Below are 26,848 nucleotides of genomic sequence, written 5' to 3' on the forward strand. Positions count from 1 at the left end.
GAGTCTTTACAAAATGAAGAATGCAATATTAAGTGTGTCAGACAAAACAAATATAGAAGATTTCGCAAGCAAATTAATAGAAAATGATTATAAAGTCTTTTCAACTGGTGGTACTAAAAAGGCACTTGAAAATGCTGGGATTGAAGTTTATTCAGTTTCAGAATTAACAAACTTTCCAGAAATAATGGATGGAAGAGTCAAAACTTTACATCCAGGTGTACATGGAGGTATTCTTGCAAATCGTTCTATTCCTGAACATTTAACAGCATTGAAAGAACAAGACATCGACTTAATTGACTTAGTAGTCGTAAATTTATATCCATTTAAAGAGACTGTTAAGAAAAAAGATGTAACGGAAGATGAAGCAATTGAAAACATCGATATCGGTGGACCAACTATGTTACGAGCAGCAGCTAAGAACTTCAAATTTGTTACAACAGTCGTAGATCCTTCTGATTATAATGAAGTTATTGAACGTATTGCTTCTGACAAATTAGATGAAGATTATCGTAAATCATTAATGGTAAAAGTATTTAAACATACAAATGATTATGATAATGCGATTGTTGAATTCTTTGGAAATACATCAGAAACATTAAGATATGGAGAAAACCCTCAACAAAATGCTACTTTTGTAAAGACTTCTAATGAACCGAATACATTAGCTGGCGCTAAACAATTACATGGTAAAGCTTTAAGCTTTAATAACATTAAAGATGCCGATGCAACGTTATCACTTATTAAAAAGTTTGAACAACCTGCAGCTGTTGCAGTAAAACATATGAACCCATGTGGAGTTGGTGTAGGCGCAACTATTGAAGAAGCATACGAATATGCATATGAAGCGGATTCTCAATCTATATTTGGTGGTATTGTCGCTTTAAATAGACCTGTTACAAAGGAATTAGCTGAGAAATTACATTCTATTTTCTTGGAAGTTATTATTGCACCAAGCTATGATGCCGATGCGTTAGAAGTATTAACAGCGAAAAAGAATATTAGATTACTAGAAATTGATATGACAGAAACGCAAGATGAACAAGAATTTGTATCAGTTTCAGGTGGGTACTTAGTTCAAGATAAAGATAATGCAACATTAACGCGCGAAGAAATGAAAGTCGTTACAGATGTTGAACCAACTGAAGCACAATGGAAAGCTTTAGAACTAGGATGGAAAGTTGTCCGCTCAGTTAAAAGTAATGCTATTGTACTAGCGAACGATCACCAAACTGTTGGTGTAGGTGCTGGACAAATGAATAGAGTGGGCTCTGCAAAAATAGCAATTGAACGTGCAATCGAAATGAATGAAAATGTAGCCTTAGCTTCTGATGGATTTTTCCCAATGGGTGACACTGTAGAAACAGCTGCTAAAGCAGGTATTAAAACAATTATCCAACCAGGTGGATCTATTAAAGATCAAGATTCAATAGATATGGCAAATAAATATGGCATCAGTATGGTATTTACTGGTATAAGACACTTTAAACATTAGGAGGTCAATATGAAAGTACTTGTTATAGGATCAGGTGGAAGAGAACATGCGTTAGCTCAAAAATGTCAATCGTCTAAATTAGTAAATGAAGTCTTTGTCATTCCGGGTAATGATGCAATGGAAGAAGTTGCGACAATCGTATCGGATGTTCAAGAAAATGACCATTTAGCTATAAAATCTTTTGTAGAACAAAACAATATTGAATGGGTAATAATAGGACCTGAACAACCTTTAATAGATGGTTTGACAGATGTATTAGAGGAAACAAATGCTAAAGTCTTCGGACCTAATAAAGAAGCAGCACAATTAGAAGGTTCTAAAGAATTTGCGAAAAAAATTATGGAAAAGTATGATATACCTACTGCAGAATATAAGACAATCACAACAAAAGAAGAAGCAATCAATTATGTTGAGCAGTGTAAAATACCTATTGTACTTAAAAAAGATGGACTTGCAGCTGGAAAAGGTGTAATCGTTGCTTTAACACGTGAAGAAGCAAGAGAAGGCGTAGAAACTTTATACCAAACACCTCATGAGAAAGTCGTATTCGAAGAGTTTCTTGATGGAGAAGAATATTCAGTTATGACATTTGTAAATCAATCATATGCAGTTCCATTTGATTGTATCGCCCAAGATCATAAACGTGCATTCGATGGTGATAAAGGGCCGAATACTGGTGGTATGGGTGCATACTGTCCAGTACCTCATATTACGGACGATGTATTGGAAGAAACGAATCAAAAAATCGCACAACCTATTGCGGATGCTTTAGTGAGTGAAGCCATTAACTATTTTGGCTTGATTTATATTGGTGCAATTTTAACAAAAGAAGGACCAAAAGTAATTGAATTTAATGCAAGGTTCGGTGATCCAGAGGCACAAGTATTATTGACTAAATTAGATTCTGATTTTATTGAAATATTAAACAAGGTGTATCATAAAGAACCTTTAACATTAGAATGGAAAGATGAAAGTGTTGTAGGTGTCGTATTAGCATCTAAAGGATATCCAGGTAGCTATGATAAAGGATATTCAGTTGAAGGTTTAGAGCATGTAGATCAATATTTTGTGAGTGCTCTGAAGAAGAATTCAGAAGGCAAGTATGAAAATAATGGTGGACGTGTCATGATCGTTATCGGTACAGGTGACAATATTGAAGAGGCTCAAAAAAATGCATATGAACAAGTCAAACATATTAAAAGTGAACAATTATTCTATAGAAATGATATTGGACATAAAGCATTAAAAGCATATAAATCATAATTAAAGGCTGAGACAACAAAGTTTGTCTCAGCCTTTTCATTGCGCTATATTTCATTCTTTTAGGGAAAGGTATGGTCAAATATAACGCAATGTTATCGAATATCTGAAAAGTGTGTTATAGGTAAATAAACATTTAATAAATATGCGATAGCAACGAGTGCAATCGTCAATAAGATGAAATATAAATCATTTTTAGTGAAAGGTACTTTATAATAGAAAGTTCTTTTGCCGTTTATGAATCCTTTTGCTTCCATCGCAACAGCTAACCTATGAGATTTTCTTATACTTTGACTTAATGTTGGAATGAGTAAATGGTGAATCCATTTTAAGCCTTTACGATTACTTTTATCTATAACTGCATAACGCATCTTTAAAGCTTGTCTTAACTGCATAAAAGAACTAAACATAAGAGGTATCATGCGTATAGAAGCCATGAAAGCATATGCGATTTTAGGTTTTACTTTTAAATGTTGCATGAAACTATAAAACACATAAATGATTTGCGAAGTAAATGGTATAACCATGCCGTAAAATGAAATGACAAGTGTACGCATGGTTACGTGAATACCTCTCAAAAAGCTTTCTTCTGTAATATGAATAATACCAAACTTGAAAATTGTTTCATTTCCTTCACCATAAAAAATCATAAATAAGGAAGAGGTGAGTCCGAAAAATAAAGTGATAGCAATGACGATTAATAGTGGTAACCATCTCACGCCGCTCATGAAGATTAGATAAAGGAACATAATAATCGTTAAATAAAGCATGAAATCAAATTGATGAATAAATATCGCATAGAAAAATAGAGTGATACCTAATATAAGTTTCGTTAGAATATTCACATCATCAATAAAAGTACGGTATTTCTTCCAATTAGTTAACATGAGATTCACCACCGTTTACGTGTAATTGCTCGTCTTTGATCGTCAATCTTCTAGAAGCATAACGATTAATAATCTCATTTTCGTGCGTAATCATTAAGATAGTTTGACCATGTTGAACGCGTTCATAAAATAATTTGATGAGTTCAAAGGTATTGTGACTGTCTAAACCGAATGTTGGCTCATCAAGTAAAATAATTTCAGAATTCGTACTTAATGCAGTTGCGACACTTAATCTTTTTTTCTGTCCTATTGATAATTCGAAAGGGTGTTGGTCTTTCACATGATTAAGTTTTAATAATGTCAACATGTCTTGGGTCTTGTCATGAGCTGTTTGTTTATCTTGATAAGCATAATTGATAAATATTTCGTTATATACAGATGTTTCGATGAATTGTAATTCCGGATTTTGATATACGAAATACATATGTTTAGAAGCATCTTTTACTTTTTTGATCTGTTTATTTTTGTAAAATATTTGGCCATTATATTTAATGAGCTGCATCATCGTTTCTAAAAATGTTGTCTTACCTGTTCCATTTGGGCCAGTGATTGTAAGCCATTCGCCACTTGAAATCGCTAATTCATCTAAACTAATTAGTTTTTTGGAGCCACGCAGTACATCTAACTGCTCTATATTTAACAACGGACTGTGCTCAGCAGTCTGTTTAGATAATTTTGGGGCATATTGCCATGAGTTAGGATGCCAAACACCGTATTCATTTAAAATGTCTGTATGATGATCTAATATATCTTGAGGTGTACTATCATGTGTGATTTCACCATTTTCATTCATTACAATGACTCTATCAACATAATTCCAAATATAATCAACTTTATGTTCTACGATTACAACAGTTTGATTATCCCAATGCTCCATAATCAAATCCCATAGTTGTGTCGTTGATTGATGATCAAGCATTGCTGTCGGTTCATCAAGAAATAACGTATTTGTATCTTGTAATAATATAGAAGCAATCGCTAATTTTTGTTTCATACCACCACTTAAACGATTGATTTTAAGTGAAGGGTCAGCATTTAAATTTACCTGTTTCATGGCATTTTTTATAAATCCGTCCATTTTATCAGGTTCGATGTTCATATTCTCAAGCACAAATGCTAATTCTTCTTTAATCTCAGGCATACAAAACTGAGTATCTGGGTCTTGGAAAATAACACCCGGAAGTGAATCGATATCGATTGAATCTACTTTCATCGGTATGTCCATCGATCTCGGTATAATACCGCTTAATACATTTAATAATGTACTTTTACCAGATCCACTTGGACCTAGTAACAGTACTTTTTCTTTATCATTAATATTGATGTTTAAATTTTTAAATATAATGCGTTCATCATCAGGATACTTTAGTCTTAAATTTTTTAGTGATAACAATTGAATAACTCCTATAATAAGTCATAATCTTTTTTAGATGCTGGTCTAAACAATTTCGTAACACCAGTTTGGTCAAGTGCTTTTACAATTGCATAGCCTAATGCACCAGCAACGATTGCACCACTTAAAATTCTAATCGTAAACATTAAAATAACATTCCATAAAGCAACGTCACCTAAGTAATTATAGAACCAATCAATTGGTAACGTAATAATACCTGCAGCCATACCAGCTATAACAGCAACTGATAATTTTCTAGATTGATATCGAACAGCTAAGAAGATGATTTCACAAGCTAAACCTTGTAATAATGCGTATACAAATGTTGGAATATCGAATTGACCCATTACAATCGTTTCGCCAGCACCGGCAGCAAATTCAGCAAGAATTGCAACACCAGGCTTTTGAATAATTAAATAAGTGACAATCGCTGCAATAAACCATACACCGTATACAGATTGTTCTAGGTGTAGACCGAGTGGTTTTAAAATTTCATAAGGTATCCATAAGAACTTATAAATGATTGCAAACAAAGCACCAATTAATACAGTTACTAAAATATCTGATAGGGTTAATCTTTTTGACATGTTAAATTCTCCTTTTAAATAAAAAAATGTGCACTCCTATATCTAAATAGAAGCGCACAAAAATATTGTTATCATTTAAAAATGAATATTATATGATTTACGAACACTTTCCTACGCTAGTATCATCTAGATCAGGTACAAAGGGTTCAGACCTTTTCATGTCTGTCTCAGTTTCAAAACACCCCTAGTGCATTTATTAATTTGTTATCCATACGATAAGTCTTATTAATCTATTTGTCAATAGTAAATCATAAAACTGAAATTAATTTCTTAAATAAATGATTTATAAGTTATTAAAATAAATTCAAAATAAAATCGGGAGCGAAATCGCAAATTTTCATACATTGCGATTTCGCTCCCGGATAGGTAATGAAATTCATTTATTCAAATGTGTCTTGTATATTTTCTTTTGTTTCATCCTGACCTTTGTTGTTGTCTTGCTTATTTTCTTGTTCTTTCTTTTTAGCTTTTTCTGCTTCTTCTTTATGCTTATCATTATGAGTCATGATAACACTCCTTTAAAATGTATGATATTATTATATACCCAACTACATATAAGTATTAAACTTCTTGCTAGTACTTGGGACTGATTTTCAATATAATTAAAGACAATTGAAAATGAAACAATTATAATGTTCAATGAGGTGAAGAACATGGCTATAAAGAAAAAAAGCTGGGAAGTTCATTTTAGTCGAATTATAGGTATATTTCTTTTGATTACTGGATTACTTATACTTTTTAATGCGCCGCGTATTAAAGACTATAATATCAAGGATTCAAGTAATATCCATATCAATAACATTTGGGACTTTTTTGTAGCTTTTTTTGATGAATTAGTAAGAATATTGCACCATTATATTGGTAACTTTCCAGTTATCGCAGCAATTATCGTATTGCTATTTGGTGTATTTGTATTATTAGTAGGACGTACTTTAAGAAGAACGACGCATTACGATTATGATATTTCTGTATTTTATATCGGACTGACAATTATTTTAATGATTGTTATTATGATGACCATGTTCCAAGTATATAGTTTTGCATCTTTCTTATTTATTATTCCATTTGCAATTCATGTGGGATATGTCGTTTATAAAAATGAGCTAAATCCAATGCATCGAAAGAAACATTACTTATGGATTATCATTTCATATGGATTATGTTATTTCATTTCACAATTTGCAATGAACCATAATATCGATGCTCAAAATGTAAAGCCTCTAGATGTTATGAGTGTTAACTTATTCTTCATTCTGTTATGGTGTCTAAGTCAAATGTCAGTTTGGATTAGTTTATATTTAAGAAGATCTTTACCAGTAAGTGATGAAGACATTGAACAATTTCATGAAGAAAGATATTCAAGAGTTAAAAATAACCGCTTAACTAGAAAAATATATACTTTAGCAGAAGGTTTTTACCAAAAATTACAGAATTTCAAACAAGCGACTTTAGAAAAATTCAATTCTGAAGAGGCAATTGCTAAAAGAAAACGTCGTAATGAAAAATGGAAAGAGATTATTAAAATCGAAGAAGACGATATTCCAAGATGGATGAGAAGACCGAAATGGTTAAAGAAAAGCTATATAGAGTGGATAAGTACTGTAGTTTTATTCTTATTTACATTTATAGAGTTTAATAACCGTAATGGTTTATTCTTATCAGGTGAATGGAAATTATCTCAAATTCAATATGTTTTTGAATGGTTAACATTATTTATTATGATGTTATTGATTATTTTATATGCATACTTCAATTACACGACAAATTATAAGAATAAAAATAATTTTGGTAAATTGTTTGTTATTTCAGCATTATTCTTTGAAATTGCAACGACATTCTTTGTTTCAGCAATTCAAACGTCACAATTTTCCGTATTTATCACACCAATTTCATTTTTACTATTATTATTTGTAACACCTGCATTTATCATTCACTTGAAAAAATCATTTTAATATCTTACACGATATAATTAGACACTTTATTGAGCGCTATGCGCTTAATAAAGTGTCTTTTATTTTATAATTTGCACGAGCAATTGCTGTATTTAAAAGTTTAAATATGTAATAAGTAAACTATTTTAATGAATTTATTCAAAAAATGTATTGCGTGGAATAATCTTATCCTTTATACTAACTTTAGTAAGCGTTTACATATAAGGGGATCAAAACTTTCTGGGGGAAATTTTGATTAATAAAATTCGGTTAACGGAGTATTCTAAAGGGGAATACTCTGTTTTTTGGTGTTTTGAATAATATACGTTATAATATGTGAGACATTTCGAAAGGATGGCTAATATATAATGAAACAATTAATTCTCAAAAAAGGAAAAGAAGATAAATATTTAAGAGGGTATCCTCTAGTTGAAAAAGACGACGTTTTTGATATGCCTAAAATGGATGAAGGTGAATTAGTTGCACTTGTTGATGCAGGTAAAAGATTCATTGCAACTGCTTATTATGGTGAACAAAATAAAGGTATAGGCTGGGTATTATCATTAGACTCAACTGAAAAGATTGATCATAACTTTTTTGTAAAGTTATTTGAAGAAGCTAAAAATGATAGAGCATATTATGAAAATGTAGATGGTATCAATGCATATAGATTATTTAATGCTGAAGGCGATGGAATTGGTGGACTGACAATTGATCATTATGATGGTCATTTATTAGTTCAGTGGTACTCAGTAGGGATATATCGATTGAAAGATAGAATATTACCTGCAATTAAAGAAGTCTTCGATTATAAATCAATTTTTGAGAAAAGAAGATTTAAAGGAATGGAAACAGCGTCAGACTTCGTAGCGGGTGAAGCACCAGAATTTCCATATGTCATAGAAGAAAACCATATGTTCTATAATATTAATCTTGATGACGGACCTATGACAGGTATTTTCTTAGATCAAAAAGATGTTAGAAAAAAATTAAGAGACCACTATAGTCAAGATAAAGATATATTGAATTTATTTAGTTATACGGGTGCATTTTCAGTTGCAGCAAGTGAAAATGCTCGTTCAACTACAAGTGTGGATTTAGCTAATAGAGCTAGACCATTAACCGAAGCAAACTTTGGTTTAAATACAATGGATCTTAATCAGAACCATATATTTATTATGGATGTATTTGATTATTTCAAATATGCTTTAAGACATGGTTTAAGTTATGACGTTGTCGTTATTGATCCACCAAGCTTTGCACGTAATAAGAAAAAGACTTTTAGTGTTCAGAAAAACTATCCTGAATTAATTGAAGGTGCATTAGAATTATTAAACGAGAATGGTAACTTAGTGTTAAGTACAAATTCAAGTGCTTTTCCACAAAAAGCATTCAAAAAAATGATTAATCAAACATTAGATCAATTAGGTGTAGATTATACAATCTCTGATGTAATGGGATTACCTAAAGACTTCAAGAGTCATCCACACTATAAACCAAGTAAATACTTGAAAGTCGTATTCGTACAAATAAATGGTTAAAATTTCCTAGTTCGGGTATATATTATTATAATAATGTTTGAATATAATCGAACTGTGAGGAGAATGGAAACAATGGGAATTTTCGATAAAATTACGACAAAAGCAGGCAATAAAGCATTTGGTATACAAGAAATAAAGAAACGTTCTGAATTACCAACTTCACAAGAAGAATTGTTAGAACGTAGAAAAAAAGCTAAAGAACTTATTCATAAGAAGTCATTAATGTCTTCAGCTGCAAATGTAGTACCAATTCCAGGACTTGGTGTTGGTATGGATATTAAATTAATGGGCGATATCATTGAAGATATTAATAAAATTTATGGATTAAGTCATAAACAAGTTAATAAAATGCAAGATGATTTAAAACAAAAAGTTTTAACATCAGCTGCAATGAGAGGTAGCCAATTTATTGGTCAAAAAGTAACGAATGCAATGGTAAAAGTTATTTTTAGATCAGTCGTAAAAAGAGAAGCGGCAAAACAATCAAGATGGGTACCATTAGTTGGACAAGCAGTTGCTGGTTCAATTAGTTATTATTTAATGAAAAAAATGGGTGAAGATCACATTAAAAAATGTGAAACAGTCATTCAAGATTTTATAGGTGAATAAAATATTGAAAAGAAGCTAAGGCATTTTGTAATGTCTTAGCTTCTTTCCTACAATTTGTCAACTACTACGTAGTAAAATGTATTTAAAATTGGCATCACTAAATAAGCCTTTATTATTTAATAATTTTTTCAATATGTTATGATTTAAATGAATATATTATCCGTGTGGAGACATGTGATAATCATATTCTTTATTATTTATTACGAGATAATGAATGGTTTTAAGTAGTTTGTTAATGCAAGCTACTGATGCAGTCTTGTGGCCTTTGCCATTAGGCTGCTTTTTTAATTTGTAATAATAGTCGATAATATGATTTTTAAATAACCTTTGACCTAACAGGAAATTTTTAATGATTAAGTAAAATAATGATCTAGCATGTTTGTTTCCACGTTTGTTAATTTTATCTTTAAAATGTGTTTTACCGGACTGATATCTTTTTATATCAATGCCTACATATGCATTCAATTGCTTATGAGAATCAAAGGATTTGATGTCACCTAATTCGCCAATAATCATTATGGCTGTTAAATCACCAATGCCAGGAATAGATTTAATTATTTTAAATTCTTCGAATTCCTCAGCTAACACTAATAACCTTTGTTTTATAGAAGCATTCCGTTTCATTAGATTTAATAAATCTTCAATCACATAAACTAATTTATCTGTTAAAAATGAATCTTTAGAAACAAATATTAAACTTGTTGAACATAACGCTAAAATTGGTACACAAATAGTAGTTGAATACACGAACCTTCAAAAATAAAGAATAATCAGCTCAAATAATTGCATACTTATGTAATATGATTGAATTGTAAGTGGTTTTTTGATATTCTTTAATCGTATAGATAAAATTTGATTTTATACAAATTTAATATAGGTATCAGAAGGAGACAATAAAAATGGAACAAAATTCATACGTAATTATTGACGAAACGGGTATTCACGCTAGACCAGCAACAATGTTAGTTCAAACTGCATCTAAATTTGATTCAGATGTACAATTAGAATATAACTCTAAAAAAGTTAACTTAAAATCAATTATGGGTGTAATGAGCCTAGGTGTTGGTAAAGATGCTGAAATTACTATCTACGCTGAGGGTAGTGATGAGAAAGAAGCTATCGAAGCAATTACTGAAGTATTATCTAAAGAAGGATTAACTAAATAATGTCTGAATTATTAAAAGGTATAGCTGCATCTGATGGTGTGGCTATTAGTAAAGCATATTTATTAGTTGAACCTGACTTATCGTTTTCAAGCGAAAATATCAGCGATGTAGACGGCGAAGTTGAAAAGTTTAAAGCGGCTGTTAATCAATCAAAAGTTGAATTAACTCAAATTCGTAATAATGCTGAAAAACAACTTGGTGCAGATAAAGCTGCGATTTTTGATGCGCATTTATTAGTGTTAGAAGATCCAGAATTATTAAATCCAATTGAAGAAAATATTCGCAATAACAAAGTAAATGCACCTACTGCATTAAATGAAGTATCAACAAACTTCATTACAATCTTTGAAAATATGGATAATGAATACATGAAAGAACGTGCGGCAGATATTCGTGACGTTTCTAAACGTATTTTGGCACATATTTTAGGTGTAGAATTACCAAATCCTAGTATGATCAATGAAAGCGTTATTATTGTAGGTGAAGATTTAACACCATCTGACACTGCGCAACTTAACAAAGAGTTTGTTAAAGGTTTTGCGACAAATATCGGTGGAAGAACTTCACACTCAGCAATAATGAGTCGTTCATTAGAAATTCCAGCTGTTGTAGGAACTAAAGATATTACTGATCGCGTAAACCATGGTGATAGTTTAATCATTGATGGTTTATCTGGTGATGTAATTATTAACCCAACAGATGACGAAGTTCAAGCATACGAACAAAAACAGAAAAACTTCTTAGCTGAAAAAGAAGAATTAGCTAAACTAGTTAATGATGAATCTGTTTCTAAAGATGGTGTTCATGTAGAATTAGCTGCGAATATTGGTACACCTAATGACTTAGAAGGTGTTAAAAATAACGGCGCAGAAGGTATCGGTTTATACCGTACTGAATTCTTATACATGGGTAGAGACAATATGCCTTCAGAAGAAGAACAATTTGAAGCATATAGTAAAGTCTTAAAAGAAATGGACGGCAAACGTGTTGTCGTTCGTACTTTAGACATAGGTGGAGATAAAGAATTATCTTACCTAAACTTACCTAAAGAAATGAACCCATTCTTAGGATATAGAGCGATTCGTTTATGTTTAGATCAAACTGATATCTTTAGAACACAATTAAGAGCTTTATTACGCGCTTCTGAATTTGGTAAGTTAAATATCATGTTCCCAATGATTGCAACTATCAAAGAATTTAGAGACGCTAAAGCAATCTTACTTGAAGAAAAAGAAAAATTAGTTTCTGAAGGTGTTAACGTTGCGGATGATATCGAAATCGGTATTATGGTAGAAATTCCATCTACTGCAGCACTTGCAGACATCTTCGCTAAAGAAGTTGATTTCTTCAGTATTGGTACGAATGATTTAATCCAATATACAATGGCTGCTGACCGTATGTCTGAGCGTGTTTCTTACTTATACCAACCATATAACCCTGCAATTCTTCGCTTAGTTAAGCAAGTAATTGAAGCTTCTCATAAAGAAGGTAAATGGACTGGTATGTGTGGAGAAATGGCTGGAGACAACACAGCAATTCCATTATTACTTGGATTAGGTTTAGATGAATTCTCTATGAGTGCGACAAGTATTCTAAAAGCTAGAAAACAAATCAAACAATTAGATCAAAAAGAAATGCAAGAATTAGCGAACAAAGCAATTAACTGTGCAACAGAAGAAGAAGTTGTAGAACTCGTTAATCAAATTCTTTAAAATTAAAAAACAGAGCAGTTATCTCTTAACATTAAGTAGATAACTGCTCTGTTTTTATATGTGAATGATTTTTTCAGACTTTATTGAGATTGCAAGTTGAATATCGCAATTTCAGGTGAACAAAATATTCTAATAGGAAGTCTTGTCATACCTATGCCTTGATTAACATAAAGGTATTGTCCAGTTCTAATTTGATATAAACCTTGTTTATATACTTTTCCATAAGTTGGTGTATAAATAGCGCCAATCTTAGGGAGTCGAACTTGACCACCATGTGTATGTCCAGAAAGTACTAAGTGGATGTTTGGATCTAATAATTTAACTTTATCTGGTTCATGTACGAGTCCAATTCGAAAGTCTATACGACAATTAGGTACTTGGAATGAACTGCTAAAGTTAGGTTGACCAAAACATAAATCATCAATGCCATTAATCTGAATATTACCGTCAGGTGTATTGACAACGTAAGAACTGTTCAACAAGACTTCAAAACCCGATTTATTCATAATATCTAATACCGTATGAATACCGTTTGAACCGTAATCGTGGTTGCCTGGAACAAAAAACTTTCCATATTTTGATTGAACTGTACGAAATAAAGGTATAACTAGATAAGGGTCAAATGAAATTTGAGCAATATCATCAAAACAATCACCTGTGAAACAAACAATATCTGCTTCTTGCTCATTGATAAGACGTACAAGTTGATATAAATTTTCTAAATTAGAATAATAACCTAAATGCAAATCTGTTATATGAATGAGTTTCAGATTTGATTTTAAGTTTGTATCAATAGAATGTGTGGTGACTTTAATTTTAGAACTTGGAAATTGAATTTTCATTAATGAATGCCTAATGCTTTATTAAAAGATTCTATATCAACTTGATAAAAAACTTCTCCATTAATGAGAACAGTAGGTGTTGAAAAACTGTCTAGATCGATAAGTTCGTTTTTAAATTGTTTGTTTTTTATATTTTTTTCTGTAAACGGAATTTCTTTTTCATTAAAATATTGTTTTACAAATTGGCAAGGGGGACACTGGTCTTGTGTATAAATTGTAACTTCACTCATAGCTTTCACCTCAACTTTATATAGACATATTATAAATGATTTTTTAAAGCGTTCAATTATTATGTCCTATTTTGCCATTAATTTGTCATTACTTTGTAAATGTTAAACATTTCACAAATGATTAAAGTGTTGTATAATAAGATTAAATTGTGATGTATATCACAAACGTTGAATGGAGGAATATTATGGATGCAGTAGTTATAAGTCGTTTACTAACTGCTATGACATTGGGATTCCATATCATTTTTGCAACAATTGGTGTGGGAATCCCATTAATGTTTGCAATTGCTGAATTTATAGGTATTAAGAACAATAATCCTATGTATATAGCAATGGCAAAACGTTGGTCTAAAGGTTATACGATTACTGTAGCGGTCGGAGTAGTTACGGGAACAATTATTGGTCTACAATTATCATTATTGTGGCCAGCATTTATGCAATTAGGTGGGCAAGTTATTGCGCTACCATTATTTATGGAAACATTCGCCTTTTTCTTTGAGGCTATTTTCTTAAGTATTTATTTATATACGTGGGATAGATTCAAAGGTAAATGGACGCACTTTTTAATTACATTACCAGTCATTATTGGTGGTACATTCTCAGCGTTCTTTATTACATCTGTGAATTCTTTCATGAATACGCCAAATGGATTTGATTTTATCAATGGAAAATTGATGAACATTGATCCAATTGCTGCGATGTTTAATGCATCATTCGGTATTAGAGCATTTCACGTTATAGCGACTGCGTTTATGACAGCTGCATTTATTTTAGCAAGTATAGCAGCATATCGTTTGATTAAGAATAAATTTATAGACGATAAAGAATATCATAAAAAAGCTCTTAAACTTACAATGATAGTTGGATTAATTGCGAGTTTACTTGCAATGTTAGCAGGCGATTTATCAGCTAAGTTCTTACATCAAGAACAACCTGAAAAATTAGCAGCTATGGAGTGGCATTTTGAAAGTGAATCAAAAGCAGACCTAGTATTATTTGGGGTAGTAGATGAAGATAAACAAGAAGTTAAAGGTGCTATTAAAATTCCTGGCGCTTTAAGTTTCTTATCAGATAGTAATTTTAATACTGAAGTTAAAGGATTAAACGAATTTAAGAGTGATGAAACACCACCACTTATCATTCACTATTTCTTTGATTTGATGGTATTCTTTGGTGTGTATTGTTTTGTCGTTTCAGCTTTATTTGTCGTATTAAAATGGGTGAAAAAATGGTCACAATATAGTAAACCAATCTTATATTTAGCAGTATTAACTGGACCTCTTGCAATGCTTGCAATTGAATTTGGTTGGTTCTTAGCTGAGATGGGTAGACAACCTTGGATATTAAGAGGTTACTTAAAAGTTGCAGAAGCTGCAACAAATGCTGATGGACTTGCACTTGTATTCATTGCATTCGCAATACTTTATTTAGTTCTTGGTATTTCATCAAGTTATGTACTTATTAGAATGTTTAGTCACAGCAAAGCGACTGATGATGTGAACAAAATAATAGACAGAAAGGGTGAAGTATAATGGATTATCAACATATAGGTATTACAGTGCTTTGGCTCTTTCTGTTTGGTTACATTATTATTGGTGCGATTGATTTTGGTGCAGGATTCTTCGCATTTCACGCTAAATTAACGAAGCAAGATCATATTATCAATAACTTGATTTCTAGATATTTAAACCCAGTTTGGGAAGTAACAAATGTGTTCTTCGTATTCTTCTTTGTAGGAATAGTTGGATTCTTCCCAGACTCTGCATATTATTTCGGGTCAACATTATTAATACCTGGTAGTATTGCATTAATTTTACTAACCATTCGTGGTAGCTTTTACGCATTTGAAAACTATGGACAAGATAGTAAGTTATCATGGTTATTCTTATATGGTGGAACAGGTTTACTGATTCCAGCATCATTATCAACAATTTTAACAATTGCTGAAGGTGGCTATATTAAAGAAACAAGTGATGGCGTTCACCTACAGTGGGTTGATTTATTATTAAGTCCATATGCATGGGCAGTTGTATTTTTAGCAATTATCTCAGTGTTATATATTTCATCAGGATTTTTAACATTTTATGCGAATAAAGCTAAAGATTCTGAAGCATATCATTTATTGAGACAGTGGTTCCTTATATGGGCAATTCCGATGATCATCATTTGTCAGTTCGTTTTCTTATCATTAAGACAACATAATGAAACGCATTTTAATAATGCAGTCGGTAGTTATTGGTGGTTATTCGGTTTAAGTATTATATTCTTTATCATTGCTGTTGGATTGATATACTTTAAAAAAGCACACGGCGTTGCATTTATCATGATATTATTACAATTCGGTACAGCATTCTTCGGATATGGTGTAAGTAAATTACCGTATATTTTAGATCCGTTTATCAATATTGATAAAGCAGTTGTGAACGATCAAATGGCATTAATGCTTGTAATCGTATTTATTTTAGGTTTACTTTTACTCGTGCCATCGCTTATATTATTATTAAGATTATTTATCTTTGATGCTGATTACGTTAAAGGTAAAAAATAAGATTATTATAAAGTATGGAGGCATATCATGAGTAGGGAGTATGTAGTTATAGGTTTAGGCCGATTTGGCGGAAGTATTGTAAGAGAGCTCAATGCTTTAGATATGGATGTAATGGCCATTGATGCAGATGAAGCAAGAGTGAATGAGTTCAGTGATATCGCCACACATGCAGTGATTGCAGATACAACAGATGAAGCGGTCATGAAAAGTTTAGGTATACGCAATTTCGATCATGTCATTGTTGCGATAGGTGAGAATATACAAGCAAGTACGTTGACAACATTAATTCTTAAAGAATTAGGTGTTAAAAAAGTTACTGCTAAAGCTCAGAACGATTATCACGCTAAAATTTTGAATAAAATAGGTGCGGATACTGTTGTCCATCCAGAAAGAGATATGGGTCGTCGTATCGCACATAATGTTGCTAGCGCATCTGTACTAGACTACTTAGAACTCTCTGATGAGTATTCAATTGTAGAAATTAAAGCAGGAGAAAGACTTGCTGGTAGTTCTATATTAGAATTGGATGTACGTGCAAATTACGGTATAAATATCATTGCAGTTAAAAGAGGTAAAGATATCATCGTAGCACCAGATCCAAATGAAAATATTGAATTTCATGATATATTAATCGTGATAGGTCATGACAATGATTTAAATAGATTTGAGAAAAAATTAGTAAACGAATAAAATAACACCCGTAATTTTTAGAAATTACGGGTGTTTTAATGTTTTATTTAATTTTCATGATAATTGGTAAAATCATTGGTTTACGAGCTGTTTTTTCGTATAAATAAGGTTGTAAAGCTTCAGTAATTGTAGATTTAACGTGATGCCATTCTACTTTATCATTATTGTTTAGCTTTTCAATAACAGCTTTTTTGATTAATCGTTGTGCATCGTAAATTAAATGACCTGATTCTCTCATATATACAAATCCTCTAGAGATGATATCTGGACCTGAGAGTAGTTGTTTCGTTTTGAAATCTATACTTACAACAACTATTACAAGACCTTCTTCAGAAAGGACTTTACGGTCTTTAATTACGACATTACCGATATCTCCAATTCCGCTACCATCAACAAATACATTTCCTGATGGAATACGACCAGCATATCTTGCAGAATCTTTTGTAAGTGCAAGGACATCGCCAATTTCATATACGAAGATATTATCTGGATCTACACCACAGTTCACACCAGTTTCACTATGTTTCTTAAGCATTCTATATTCACCATGAATCGGCATAAAATATTTAGGCTTAATTAAACGTAACATTAATTTTTGTTCATCTTGTGAACCGTGACCTGAAGTATGAATGTTTGATAATTTACCATGAATAACATCAGCGCCAGCTTTGTATAAAGCGTTGATTGTTCTATTTACACTCTTAGTGTTACCTGGAATAGGTGATGAACTGAATACAACTGTATCATCTGGAATAATGCTGATTTGTCTATGTGTACCATTAGCAATTCTTGATAATGCTGCCATTGGTTCACCTTGAGAACCTGTACATAAAATAAGAATTTCATGCTTAGGAACGGTATTAATTTTGTTAGGTTCAATAAATGTTTCAGGTGGTACTTTAATATAACCTAATTCTGTACCAATTTTAATATTGTTCTCCATTGAACGACCGAAGACAACGATCTTACGATTGTATTTAACGGCTGCTTCAACAGCTTGCTGAACTCTATAAATATTAGAAGCAAATGTTGCAAAAATAATTCTACCAGAACATTTACGGAAAATCTCATCGACGTTTTGTCCAACTTCCTTTTCACTTAATGTAAAGTTAGGAACTTCAGAGTTTGTAGAGTCTGATAACAAACATAATACGCCTTCTTCACCAAGTTGAGCCATTTTGGCAATATTTGCAGGTTTACCAACAGGTGTGAAATCAAATTTGAAGTCACCTGTATGAACGATTTTACCTTCTGGTGTATCTGCAATAATCCCGTATGCTTCTGGAATACTATGAGTTGTTAAATAAAATGAAATCTTGAAATGTTTAAATTCAAATTCTGAATCTTCATCAATTTCATTTAATTGAGCAGTCTTCAATAAATTGTGTTCTTCCAATTTATTTCTAATAAGACCTAAAGCAAGTGGTCCACTATAAATCGGAACATTCATTTGTTTTAATAAAAATGGGACACCACCAATATGGTCTTCGTGTCCATGAGTGATAAATAAAGCTTTCACTTTATGTTTATTTTGAATTAAGTACGTATAATCTGGTATCACGTAATCGATACCAAGAAGATCGTCATCAGGGAATTTAATACCTGCATCGATGACAATGATTTCATCTTGATATTCGAGGGCGTACGTGTTTTTACCAATTTCACCGAGACCACCCAGTGCGTATACGCCTACTTCATTTTTTTGTAAAGGCTTCATTTAGATTGTCTCCACATTAAAGTGATCTGATTTCTTTTCATATTCTAAATGAGCGCCCTCTAATTTTTGGACAAATTCGATATTGTAATTACGGTCAGATAAATATCTTCTAACTTGTTCTTCAGTTTGTCCTTCGAAATATTTTGTTTGTGTACTTTCACGTACGATTACTTCACTTTTGTCTTCTTGATAAAATACTTTAAATACTGCCATATATATAAATCCTCCTAGGTTAATTAACATAAATAAAGCCCTAGTTTTTAAGTCTAGGGTTTGTCAATTTCGAAATTTGATTCCCGTACATTTTTAAAAGTAATTATATGAAAATATATAAATACCTTTTTAATAAGTTCATTTTACATGATAATTAGAGATAAATAAAGATATTTAACTAAATCTTTCATATATATTGATTATCAACTAGAATAGAGATAAGGAGGCGATGAAAGTTGAATAAGAAATTAATATTTTTCGATATAGATGGTACAATCTATGATGAAAACAAAGAAATTCCAGAATCAACTATTGATGCGATAAAAAAATTAAAAGAAGCTGGCCATATCGTCGCAATTGCAACAGGAAGAGCACCGTATATGTTTAAAGAAGTTATTAAAGAAACAGGTATTGATACTTTTGTTTCGTTAAACGGACAAATTGTTGTATATAATGGAGAAATTATAAGTAAATATCCATTAAATAAAGAGGAACTTATGAGTATAGTAGACAAAGCACATGCGAATAATCATCCACTAGTATTTTTCGGTGAAACAGCAGTATATGCAAATGTAGAAAGTGATAACGACATTTCTGAAAGTCTTGGAACATTAAAGATGGATTACCCAGAATATCACAATACATATTATCTTGATCACCCAGTGTATCAAGCACTTATTTTCCATGCTGATGATGAAGATGACAAGTACGATAATCAATTCAATGCATTGAAGTTCTATAGATGGCATCCACTAAGTAGAGATGTAGTGCCAAATGATCGTTCTAAAGCAGAAGGCATAAAAGAACTCAGTGATAAATTAGGATTCCCATTAAGTGAAGTAGTTGCATTCGGTGATGGACCAAATGATGTAGAAATGATCACTGAAGTAGGGTGTGGTGTAGCAATGGGGAATGCCGTTGACGCACTAAAAGAAGTTTGTGATTTTGAAACGAAACATGTAAGTGAAAATGGTATATACTATGCATGTATAGAATTAGGATTGATAGATGAATAGGATGTGAATTTTATGGATAAGGTCGAACGCATCATCAAAACAATCGATGCAGAAAAAAACAGATCTGACAAACAATTTAAAGGAATAGAATTTAATATTCGAAAAAATGAAGTTGTAATGATCTATAACTATGATGAAATGATTAATAATGTTAAACAAGATCCACATTACATTCGACATAACAAAGATCCAGAATGGTTAAGTTTGGATGAATTAACCGCTATTCAAAAAGCATTAAAAGAAAAAAATATTCATTTCATCGAACGAAGAGATGAATTTATGTAATGAACAAAATTATGAAACAGAAAAAGGGAGCGGGACAGAAATCTAATTTGTAAAAAAGGTTTCGTAGTCCCGCCCGGCAAGGATGACTAGAATTGGAAAAAGCTTGGTACAAGCGTATTTTCAATTCAGTCATCTACTGCCAAGATACTACAAGAGGCTAAGACATTACATTATGTCCCAGCCTCTTTTTTGATAAGAGAGAAAGAACGGTGATGTGCGAGTTAGGGACAGAATTCCGAGAAATGTCCGTAAGAATGGTCCGCCTAATTACCAGAATTCAGAATAATGGAAGATACAGCGTTCTAATTACCAGAATTCAAAATAATGAAATTAAAAAGAGCGAATACCGACTGAATGGTATTCGCTCTTTTATCATCATACTTATTAATTAATTTCTACTGCATCATCGAGTGGTTTGAATGGATCTTCTTCATTAATATAGTCATAGAACATGATGCCATTTAAATGATCGATTTCGTGTTGCAATACGATTGCTGGATATCCTTTGAATCTTTTCTTAAATGGATTTCCTTCTATATCGTATGCTTGAATTGTTATTTTATAATTACGATGAACAAGTCCTGGTTTAGCTTCGTCTACACTTAAGCATCCTTCTCCGCCATTTAAATATGCTTTTTGTACGCTATGGCTTACGATTTTAGGATTGATAAGTTGAAGTTCGATTTGGTTTCCTTTTCCGTCATCTTGTATATATACAGCTAACATTTTTTTAGAAACATTGATTTGTGGAGCGGCTAGTCCTACGCCAGAACGTAATTTGTATTTTTTAGCAAGATCTTCATCTTGAGAGTTCTTTAGGAATTCCATCATTTCATTTAATGTTTCTTTGTCTTCAGTCGATACTGGTAATTCTACTTCTTCGGCTTTCTTTCTAAGAGTTTCGTGGCCGTCACGAATAATATTTTCCATCGTTATCATTTACATGCACCTTCCTCATATAAAATATTATCAAAAACTGGTCATTTTTACATCTATTATTAATTGTATAAATAAAAAAAACAGAGTAACATATTGATAGGATTAAAAGGAGGAATTACCAATGATTGGCAAGAAATTTGTAACATTAACATTAGCGACTTCAATAATTTTAACAGCATGTGGTCAATCTAAAGAATCACTTGAATCTTTTTATAACAAAGTTGAAAAAGCAAATAAAGAAGAAAAAGTTATTGTTGATTTAAATGAGAAAATGACTAAGGCAGAAAAAGATAAAGTTCAAAAAATCGAAGCATTAAATAAAGCTAAAAATGATGACTTTAAAGCAAAAGCGCAAGAATTAACTGACGGTATAAAAGATAGAGAAGAAATTGTAAAAGATGAAAAAGCTGCAATGAAGAAATCTAAGGACATTTATGATTCATCTAAAAAAGACTATAAAAATATAGAAGATGAAGAACAATTGAAAGAAGCTAAAGATTTAAAGAATGCATTAGATGAAAAGTATAAACTACATAATGAAGTAATGAATGCCTATCAAGAAGTATTAAAAACTGAAAAAGATTTATTTAGTTATCTATCAAAAGACAATGCTACACAAAAAGGTGCAAATGATCGTTCTTCTAAATTAACTGAAGTTAATAAAAAGACTGAAAAAGTTGTAACAGATTATCAAAACACTTTAAGAAAAGTACAACAAGAAAAGAAAGATGTTTCAGCTATTTTAGATAAATAATTTGTATTAGTACAGCTAATATTATGTTTTAGTACAGTTACATAAAAACCTTTAATTTGTGGGGTTTTTAAGATGTTAGTATTTTTTATTTAACAGTAAAACAGTTTTGTGTTAGAATGATTAAGAAATGATTATTTAATATAGGGAAAGGTATGGTGAATTGAATGGCTCCGAGAAAAAAAGCCCAATTCGATGCAGTAGCGACTTTAAATGAAATAGAGTCTAAGTTTGAAATGGTTCAAGTTTTAGATGAAGAAGGAAATGTCGTAAATAGTGACTTGTTACCGGACTTATCTGACGAAGAACTTGTTGAATTAATGGAAAGAATGGTTTGGACTCGTGTTCTAGATCAACGTTCTATTTCATTAAATAGACAAGGACGTTTAGGTTTCTATGCACCAACAGCTGGACAAGAAGCTTCACAATTAGCTTCACATTATGCGTTAGAGAAAGAAGACTATGTATTACCTGGTTACCGTGATGTGCCACAATTAATTTGGCATGGTTTACCATTAACAAAAGCTTTCTTATTCTCACGTGGACACTTTATTGGAAACCAATTCCCAGAAGGTGTTAATGCTTTAAGTCCACAAATTATTATCGGTGCACAGTTTATTCAAACAGCTGGTGTAGCACTAGGTCTTAAAAAACGTGGTAAGAAAAATGTTGCAATTACTTACACTGGTGATGGCGGTTCTTCACAAGGTGACTTCTATGAAGGTATCAACTTTGCTTCTGCTTACAAAGCACCTGCAATTTTCGTTATCCAAAATAACAACTATGCGATTTCAACACCTCGTGACAAACAAACAGCTGCTAAAACATTAGCTCAAAAATCAGTAGCAGTTGGTATTCCAGGTGTATTAGTAGATGGAATGGATGCATTAGCAGTATATGCAGTAACTAAACAAGCGCGTGAACGTGCAGTAAATGGTGAAGGTCCATCATTAATCGAAACATTAACTTACCGTTACGGTCCACATACAATGGCTGGTGACGATCCAACTCGTTACAGAACTTCTGATGAAGATTCTGATTGGGAAAAGAAAGATCCATTAGTACGTTTCAGAAAATATCTTGAAGCGAAAAACTTATGGTCTGAAGAAAAAGAAAACGAAGTAATGGAAAAAGCTAAAGAAGAAATTAAAACAGCTATTAAAGAGGCAGATAATACGCCTAAACAAAAAGTTACAGACTTAATGGAAAATATGTATGAAGAAATGCCTTACAATTTAGCTGAACAATATGAAATTTACAAAGAGAAGGAGTCGAAATAAGTCATGGCACAAATGACAATGATTCAAGCGATTAACAATGCGCTTCAAAACGAATTAAAAAGAGACGAAGATGTTCTATTATTCGGTGAAGACGTTGGTGTAAACGGCGGTGTATTCCGTGCAACAGAAGGTTTACAAAAAGAATTCGGTGAAGATCGTGTATTTGATACACCTCTAGCTGAATCAGGTATTGGTGGTCTAGCTTTAGGTTTAACGCTTGAAGGTTACCGTCCTGTCATGGAAATCCAATTCTTTGGTTTCGTATTTGAAGTTATGGACTCAATTGCTGGTCAAATAGCTCGTCACCGTTTCCGTTCAGGTAACTCTAAAGTGGCTCCAATCACAATCCGTGCGCCATTTGGTGGTGGTGTGCATACACCAGAATTACACGCAGACAACTTAGAAGGTTTAGTAGCACAATCTCCAGGTTTGAAAGTTGTTATTCCTTCAAACCCTTACGATGCTAAAGGATTATTAATTTCTGCAATCCGCAGTAATGACCCAGTTGTTTATTTAGAACACATGAAGTTATACCGTTCATTCCGTGAAGAAGTACCTGAAGAAGAGTACGAAGTAGAAATCGGTAAAGCTAAAGTTAAACGTGAAGGTACAGATTTAACAATCATCACTTATGGTGCAATGGTTCAAGAATCATTAAAAGCAGCTGAAGATTTAGAAAAAGATGGTTATTCAGTTGAAGTTATTGACTTAATCACTGTTCAACCATTAGATATTGAAACAATTGTTAAATCAGTAGAAAAAACAAACCGTGTAATCGTAGTTCAAGAAGCTCAAAAACAAGCAGGCGTTGGCGCAAATGTTGTAGCTGAAATTTCTGAAAGAGCTGTTCTTTCATTAGAAGCTCCTATTGCACGTGTGGCAGCTGCTGACACTATTTATCCATTCACACAAGCTGAAGGTGTTTGGTTACCAAACAAAAAAGATATCGTAGCGCAAGCTAAAGAAACATTAGAGTTTTAATGCGCATTAAAATAAGGATTTAATATTTAGGAGGAAAAAATCGTGTCATTCGAATTTAAATTACCAGATATCGGTGAAGGTATCCACGAAGGTGAAATTGTAAAATGGTTTGTTAAAGCAGGAGACGAAATTCAAGAAGACGATGTATTATGTGAAGTTCAAAATGATAAATCTGTCGTTGAAATTCCATCACCTGTTGCAGGCAAAATTGAAGAAGTTATGGTTGAAGAAGGTACAGTATCTGTTGTTGGTGATACAATTGTTAAAATTGATGCACCTGATGCAGAAGGTTTACAATTCAAAGGTCATGACGACGATGAAGAAGAAACTAAAGAAGAAGCACCAGCTGAAGAAGCTAAAGAAGAAGCAACTACTGAAACTCAATCAGAAAATGTTGATGAGTCTAAACGTGTAATTGCTATGCCTTCAGTTCGTAAATTTGCTCGTGATAACGATGTAAATATTAAAGCTGTTTCAGGTTCAGGTAAAAATGGCCGTATCTTAAAAGAAGACGTTGAAGCATACTTAAATGGTGGCGCTACTACAGAGCAACCAGCTAAAGAAGAAGCTCAAACTTCATCTGAAGATACACAAGCAGTACAATCTCCACAAGTACCAGAAGGAGAATTCCCTGAAACTCGTGAGAAAATACCAGCTATGCGTAAAGCAATTGCTAAAGCAATGGTTAACTCTAAGCATACTGCACCTCACGTAACATTAATGGATGAAATTGATGTTCAAGAACTATGGGATCACCGTAAAAAATTCAAAGAAGTTGCTGCTGAGCAAGGTACTAAATTAACATTCTTACCATATGTTGTTAAAGCATTAGTATCTGCACTTAAGAAATACCCAGCATTAAATACTGAATTTGATGAAGAAAATGGTGAAATTGTTCATAAACATTACTATAATATAGGTATAGCTGCGGATACTGATCGTGGTTTATTAGTACCAGTAGTTAAAAATGCTGATCACAAATCAATGTTCGAAATTTCTGATGAAATTAACGAATTAGCTGTTAAAGCACGTGACGGTAAACTACAAGCTAACGAAATGAAAGGCGCAACATGTACGATAAGTAATATCGGTTCAGCAGGTGGACAATGGTTTACACCAGTAATCAACCATCCTGAAGTAGCTATTTTAGGTATCGGTCGTATTGCTCAAAAACCTATCGTTAAAGATGGAGAAATTATTGCTGCACCTGTATTATCACTATCATTAAGTTTCGACCACAGACAAATTGATGGTGCTACTGGACAAAATGCAATGAACCATATTAAGAGATTATTAAATAATCCAGAATTATTATTAATGGAGGGGTAAAAATGGTAGTTGGAGATTTTCCTATTGAAACAGATACTATTGTAATTGGAGCAGGTCCTGGTGGATATGTTGCAGCAATTCGTGCAGCACAATTAGGACAAAAAGTAACAATCGTTGAAAAAGGCGAATTAGGTGGCGTATGTTTAAACGTTGGTTGTATCCCATCTAAAGCTTTATTATCAGCATCACACCGTTTCCACAATGCTCAACATTCAGAAGATATGGGTGTTGTAGCTGAGAAAGTAGCATTAAACTTCGAAAAAGTTCAAGAATTCAAAAATGGCGTTGTTAAAAAATTAACAGGCGGCGTTGCTGGATTAATGAAAGGTAACAAAATCGATGTTGTTAACGGAGAAGCATATTTTGTAGATGAAAATAACTTAAAAGTTATGACTGAAAAAGCATCTCAAACTTATACTTTCAAAAATGCTATTATCGCAACTGGTTCACGTCCAATCGAAATTCCTAATTTCAAATTTGGTAAACGTGTAATCGATTCTACAGGTGCATTATCACTTCAAGAAGTACCTAAAAAATTAGTAGTAGTAGGTGGCGGATACATTGGATCTGAGCTAGGTACTGCATATGCTAACTTTGGTTCTGAAGTAACAATCCTTGAAGGTGCTAAAGACATTTTAGGCGGATTTGAAAAGCAAATGACTCAAATCGTTAAAAAAGGTCTTAAAGCTAAAGGTGTAGAAATCGTAACAGAAGCGATGGCTAAATCAGCTGAAGAAACTGATAACGGCGTTAAAGTTACTTACGAAGCTGGCGGAGAAACAAAAGAAATCGATGCTGACTATGTATTAGTTACAGTAGGACGTCGACCAAATACTGATGAATTAGGTCTTGAAGAATTAGGTCTAAAAATGTCAGATCGTGGTTTAGTTGAAGTTGACGAACAAAGCCGTACTTCAATTAGCAATATCTATGCAATCGGTGATATCGTTGCTGGACCTCCACTTGCTCATAAAGCAAGTTACGAAGCTAAAGTTGCTGCTGAAGCAATTGCTGGTGAAAAATCAGCTGTAGATTACTTAGGTATTCCTGCAGTATGTTTCACTGAGCCAGAATTAGCTACAGTAGGTTACACAGAAGCTAGCGCTAAAGAAGAAGGATTAGAAATTAAAGCTGCTAAGTTCCCATTTGCTGCAAATGGTCGTGCATTAGCATTAAATGAAACTGCTGGTTTCGTTAAACTTATCGCTTTAAAAGAAAATGGTCTTCTAATTGGTGCACAAGTTGCTGGTACAGGCGCTTCAGATATCATTGCTGAATTAGGTTTAGCAATTGAAACAGGTATGACAGCTGAAGACGTATCATTAACAATTCATGCTCACCCAACATTAGGTGAAATTTCTATGGAAGCTGCAGAAGTAGCATTAGGAACACCTATCCATACAATGTAATCATAAAAATATAAGGCTGAGACATATTTATGTCCCAGCC

General features: G+C 32.5%; 27 protein-coding genes and 1 riboswitch. Of the genes, 17 read left to right on the top strand and 10 right to left on the bottom strand.

The features are described from left to right. Nucleotides 1–13: 13 nt before the first annotated feature. Together purH and purD are read left to right on the top strand one after the other, a co-directional pair. Nucleotides 14–1,492, top strand: coding sequence for a bifunctional phosphoribosylaminoimidazolecarboxamide formyltransferase/IMP cyclohydrolase (gene purH, locus LQ611_RS08615; protein WP_107572801.1), 1,479 nt, complete (start codon nt 14–16; stop codon nt 1,490–1,492). Nucleotides 1,493–1,501: 9 nt separating this feature from the next. Further along, the gene (gene purD / locus LQ611_RS08620) at nt 1,502–2,755 is read left to right on the top strand and encodes a phosphoribosylamine--glycine ligase (RefSeq protein ID WP_107590766.1); all 1,254 of its coding nucleotides are present in this window, start codon (nt 1,502–1,504) and stop codon (nt 2,753–2,755) included. 92 nt (nt 2,756–2,847) lie between these two features. Here the strand turns inward: purD and LQ611_RS08625 are convergent, their stop codons facing one another. The 4 genes from LQ611_RS08625 to LQ611_RS14140 all read right to left on the bottom strand — a co-directional run bounded on the left by LQ611_RS08625 (nt 2,848) and on the right by LQ611_RS14140 (nt 6,125). Next, a complete protein-coding gene (locus LQ611_RS08625; RefSeq protein ID WP_119493939.1) occupies nt 2,848–3,639 on the bottom strand; it encodes an energy-coupling factor transporter transmembrane component T family protein in 792 nt (263 codons plus the stop codon). Then, the gene (locus LQ611_RS08630; RefSeq protein WP_119493940.1) at nt 3,629–5,032 is read right to left on the bottom strand and encodes an ABC transporter ATP-binding protein; all 1,404 of its coding nucleotides are present in this window, start codon (nt 5,030–5,032) and stop codon (nt 3,629–3,631) included. The genes LQ611_RS08625 and LQ611_RS08630 overlap by 11 nt, the downstream gene beginning before the upstream one ends. 11 nt (nt 5,033–5,043) lie before the next feature. Next, nucleotides 5,044–5,619 (bottom strand): ECF transporter S component, encoded by a 576-nt coding sequence (locus LQ611_RS08635; RefSeq protein WP_025905194.1) that lies wholly within the window; start codon nt 5,617–5,619, stop codon nt 5,044–5,046. Between the two features lie 91 nt (nt 5,620–5,710). After that, nucleotides 5,711–5,815, bottom strand: a riboswitch (TPP riboswitch). 184 nt (nt 5,816–5,999) lie between these two features. Continuing rightward, a complete protein-coding gene (locus tag LQ611_RS14140; protein WP_255201038.1) occupies nt 6,000–6,125 on the bottom strand; it encodes a hypothetical protein in 126 nt (41 codons plus the stop codon). Nucleotides 6,126–6,272: 147 nt separating this feature from the next. Between LQ611_RS14140 and auxA the strand changes: the two genes are divergently transcribed. The 3 genes from auxA (at nt 6,273) to LQ611_RS08650 (ending at nt 9,700) form a co-directional block, all read left to right on the top strand. Beyond that, nucleotides 6,273–7,571, top strand: a complete 1,299-nt coding sequence (gene auxA, locus LQ611_RS08640; protein WP_107572797.1) for a lipoteichoic acid stability factor AuxA — start codon at nt 6,273–6,275, stop codon at nt 7,569–7,571. Nucleotides 7,572–7,918: 347 nt separating this feature from the next. Beyond that, a complete protein-coding gene (locus LQ611_RS08645) occupies nt 7,919–9,091 on the top strand; it encodes a class I SAM-dependent rRNA methyltransferase (protein WP_107565721.1) in 1,173 nt (390 codons plus the stop codon). Between the two features lie 72 nt (nt 9,092–9,163). Then, the gene (locus LQ611_RS08650) at nt 9,164–9,700 is read left to right on the top strand and encodes a hypothetical protein (RefSeq protein WP_025905191.1); all 537 of its coding nucleotides are present in this window, start codon (nt 9,164–9,166) and stop codon (nt 9,698–9,700) included. A 156-nt stretch (nt 9,701–9,856) separates the two neighbouring features. Here LQ611_RS08650 and LQ611_RS08655 read toward each other — a convergent pair whose 3' ends face one another. After that, complete coding sequence (locus tag LQ611_RS08655; RefSeq protein ID WP_239709528.1) at nt 9,857–10,447, bottom strand: transposase; 591 nt, start codon at nt 10,445–10,447, stop codon at nt 9,857–9,859. Nucleotides 10,448–10,599: 152 nt separating this feature from the next. On the opposite strand from LQ611_RS08655, the gene LQ611_RS08660 reads away from it, so the two are divergent. Beyond that, nucleotides 10,600–10,866, top strand: a complete 267-nt coding sequence (locus LQ611_RS08660) for a phosphocarrier protein HPr (protein WP_107565764.1) — start codon at nt 10,600–10,602, stop codon at nt 10,864–10,866. After that, the gene (gene ptsP / locus LQ611_RS08665; protein WP_103361907.1) at nt 10,866–12,578 is read left to right on the top strand and encodes a phosphoenolpyruvate--protein phosphotransferase; all 1,713 of its coding nucleotides are present in this window, start codon (nt 10,866–10,868) and stop codon (nt 12,576–12,578) included. Before LQ611_RS08660 ends, ptsP begins: the two co-directional genes overlap by 1 nt. Nucleotides 12,579–12,658: 80 nt before the next feature. On the opposite strand, the gene LQ611_RS08670 is transcribed toward ptsP, so the two are convergent. Both LQ611_RS08670 and LQ611_RS08675 read right to left on the bottom strand, forming a co-directional pair. Then, nucleotides 12,659–13,420: a metallophosphoesterase gene (locus tag LQ611_RS08670; protein ID WP_107565765.1), complete on the bottom strand. Its 762-nt coding sequence runs from the start codon at nt 13,418–13,420 to the stop codon at nt 12,659–12,661. After that, nucleotides 13,420–13,650, bottom strand: coding sequence for a glutaredoxin family protein (locus LQ611_RS08675; RefSeq protein ID WP_107565766.1), 231 nt, complete (start codon nt 13,648–13,650; stop codon nt 13,420–13,422). Before LQ611_RS08675 ends, LQ611_RS08670 begins: the two co-directional genes overlap by 1 nt. Before the next feature lie 185 nt (nt 13,651–13,835). On the opposite strand from LQ611_RS08675, the gene LQ611_RS08680 reads away from it, so the two are divergent. Genes LQ611_RS08680 through LQ611_RS08690 form a run of 3 tightly spaced genes read left to right on the top strand, consistent with a single transcriptional unit; the run spans nt 13,836 to nt 16,888 of the window. Continuing rightward, entirely contained in the window at nt 13,836–15,182 is a 1,347-nt protein-coding gene (locus LQ611_RS08680) for a cytochrome ubiquinol oxidase subunit I (protein WP_037587409.1), read from the top strand. Continuing rightward, nucleotides 15,182–16,198: a cytochrome d ubiquinol oxidase subunit II gene (locus LQ611_RS08685; RefSeq protein WP_037587410.1), complete on the top strand. Its 1,017-nt coding sequence runs from the start codon at nt 15,182–15,184 to the stop codon at nt 16,196–16,198. Before LQ611_RS08680 ends, LQ611_RS08685 begins: the two co-directional genes overlap by 1 nt. A gap of 27 nt (nt 16,199–16,225) precedes the next feature. After that, nucleotides 16,226–16,888 (top strand): potassium channel family protein, encoded by a 663-nt coding sequence (locus LQ611_RS08690; protein ID WP_025905183.1) that lies wholly within the window; start codon nt 16,226–16,228, stop codon nt 16,886–16,888. A 43-nt stretch (nt 16,889–16,931) separates the two neighbouring features. Here the strand turns inward: LQ611_RS08690 and rnjA are convergent, their stop codons facing one another. Together rnjA and LQ611_RS08700 are read right to left on the bottom strand one after the other, a co-directional pair. After that, complete coding sequence (gene rnjA / locus LQ611_RS08695) at nt 16,932–18,605, bottom strand: ribonuclease J1 (protein ID WP_107565767.1); 1,674 nt, start codon at nt 18,603–18,605, stop codon at nt 16,932–16,934. Further along, nucleotides 18,606–18,818, bottom strand: a complete 213-nt coding sequence (locus LQ611_RS08700; protein ID WP_025905181.1) for a DNA-dependent RNA polymerase subunit epsilon — start codon at nt 18,816–18,818, stop codon at nt 18,606–18,608. 236 nt (nt 18,819–19,054) lie between these two features. On the opposite strand from LQ611_RS08700, the gene LQ611_RS08705 reads away from it, so the two are divergent. Together LQ611_RS08705 and LQ611_RS08710 are read left to right on the top strand one after the other, a co-directional pair. Next, entirely contained in the window at nt 19,055–19,834 is a 780-nt protein-coding gene (locus LQ611_RS08705) for a Cof-type HAD-IIB family hydrolase (protein WP_107565768.1), read from the top strand. A 12-nt stretch (nt 19,835–19,846) separates the two neighbouring features. Next, entirely contained in the window at nt 19,847–20,119 is a 273-nt protein-coding gene (locus LQ611_RS08710) for a hypothetical protein (protein WP_025905179.1), read from the top strand. 384 nt (nt 20,120–20,503) lie between these two features. Here the strand turns inward: LQ611_RS08710 and def are convergent, their stop codons facing one another. Continuing rightward, nucleotides 20,504–21,058, bottom strand: a complete 555-nt coding sequence (gene def, locus LQ611_RS08715) for a peptide deformylase (protein ID WP_025905178.1) — start codon at nt 21,056–21,058, stop codon at nt 20,504–20,506. Between the two features lie 121 nt (nt 21,059–21,179). On the opposite strand from def, the gene LQ611_RS08720 reads away from it, so the two are divergent. The 5 genes from LQ611_RS08720 (at nt 21,180) to lpdA (ending at nt 26,808) form a co-directional block, all read left to right on the top strand. Further along, nucleotides 21,180–21,812, top strand: coding sequence for a YkyA family protein (locus LQ611_RS08720; RefSeq protein ID WP_103360508.1), 633 nt, complete (start codon nt 21,180–21,182; stop codon nt 21,810–21,812). A gap of 164 nt (nt 21,813–21,976) precedes the next feature. After that, entirely contained in the window at nt 21,977–23,089 is a 1,113-nt protein-coding gene (gene pdhA, locus LQ611_RS08725) for a pyruvate dehydrogenase (acetyl-transferring) E1 component subunit alpha (protein WP_025905176.1), read from the top strand. Between the two features lie 3 nt (nt 23,090–23,092). Further along, entirely contained in the window at nt 23,093–24,070 is a 978-nt protein-coding gene (locus LQ611_RS08730; RefSeq protein WP_025905175.1) for an alpha-ketoacid dehydrogenase subunit beta, read from the top strand. Nucleotides 24,071–24,112: 42 nt separating this feature from the next. Then, a complete protein-coding gene (locus LQ611_RS08735) occupies nt 24,113–25,399 on the top strand; it encodes a dihydrolipoamide acetyltransferase family protein (protein ID WP_107565770.1) in 1,287 nt (428 codons plus the stop codon). 2 nt (nt 25,400–25,401) lie between these two features. Then, nucleotides 25,402–26,808 carry a dihydrolipoyl dehydrogenase gene (lpdA, locus tag LQ611_RS08740; protein WP_025905173.1) on the top strand — a complete coding sequence of 469 codons (1,407 nt, stop codon included), beginning with the start codon at nt 25,402–25,404 and terminating at the stop codon, nt 26,806–26,808. Nucleotides 26,809–26,848 lie beyond the last annotated feature (40 nt).

The organism is Mammaliicoccus sp. L-M44 (genome assembly GCF_022386355.1).
Taxonomy (GTDB): Bacteria; Bacillota; Bacilli; order Staphylococcales; family Staphylococcaceae; genus Mammaliicoccus; species Mammaliicoccus sciuri_A.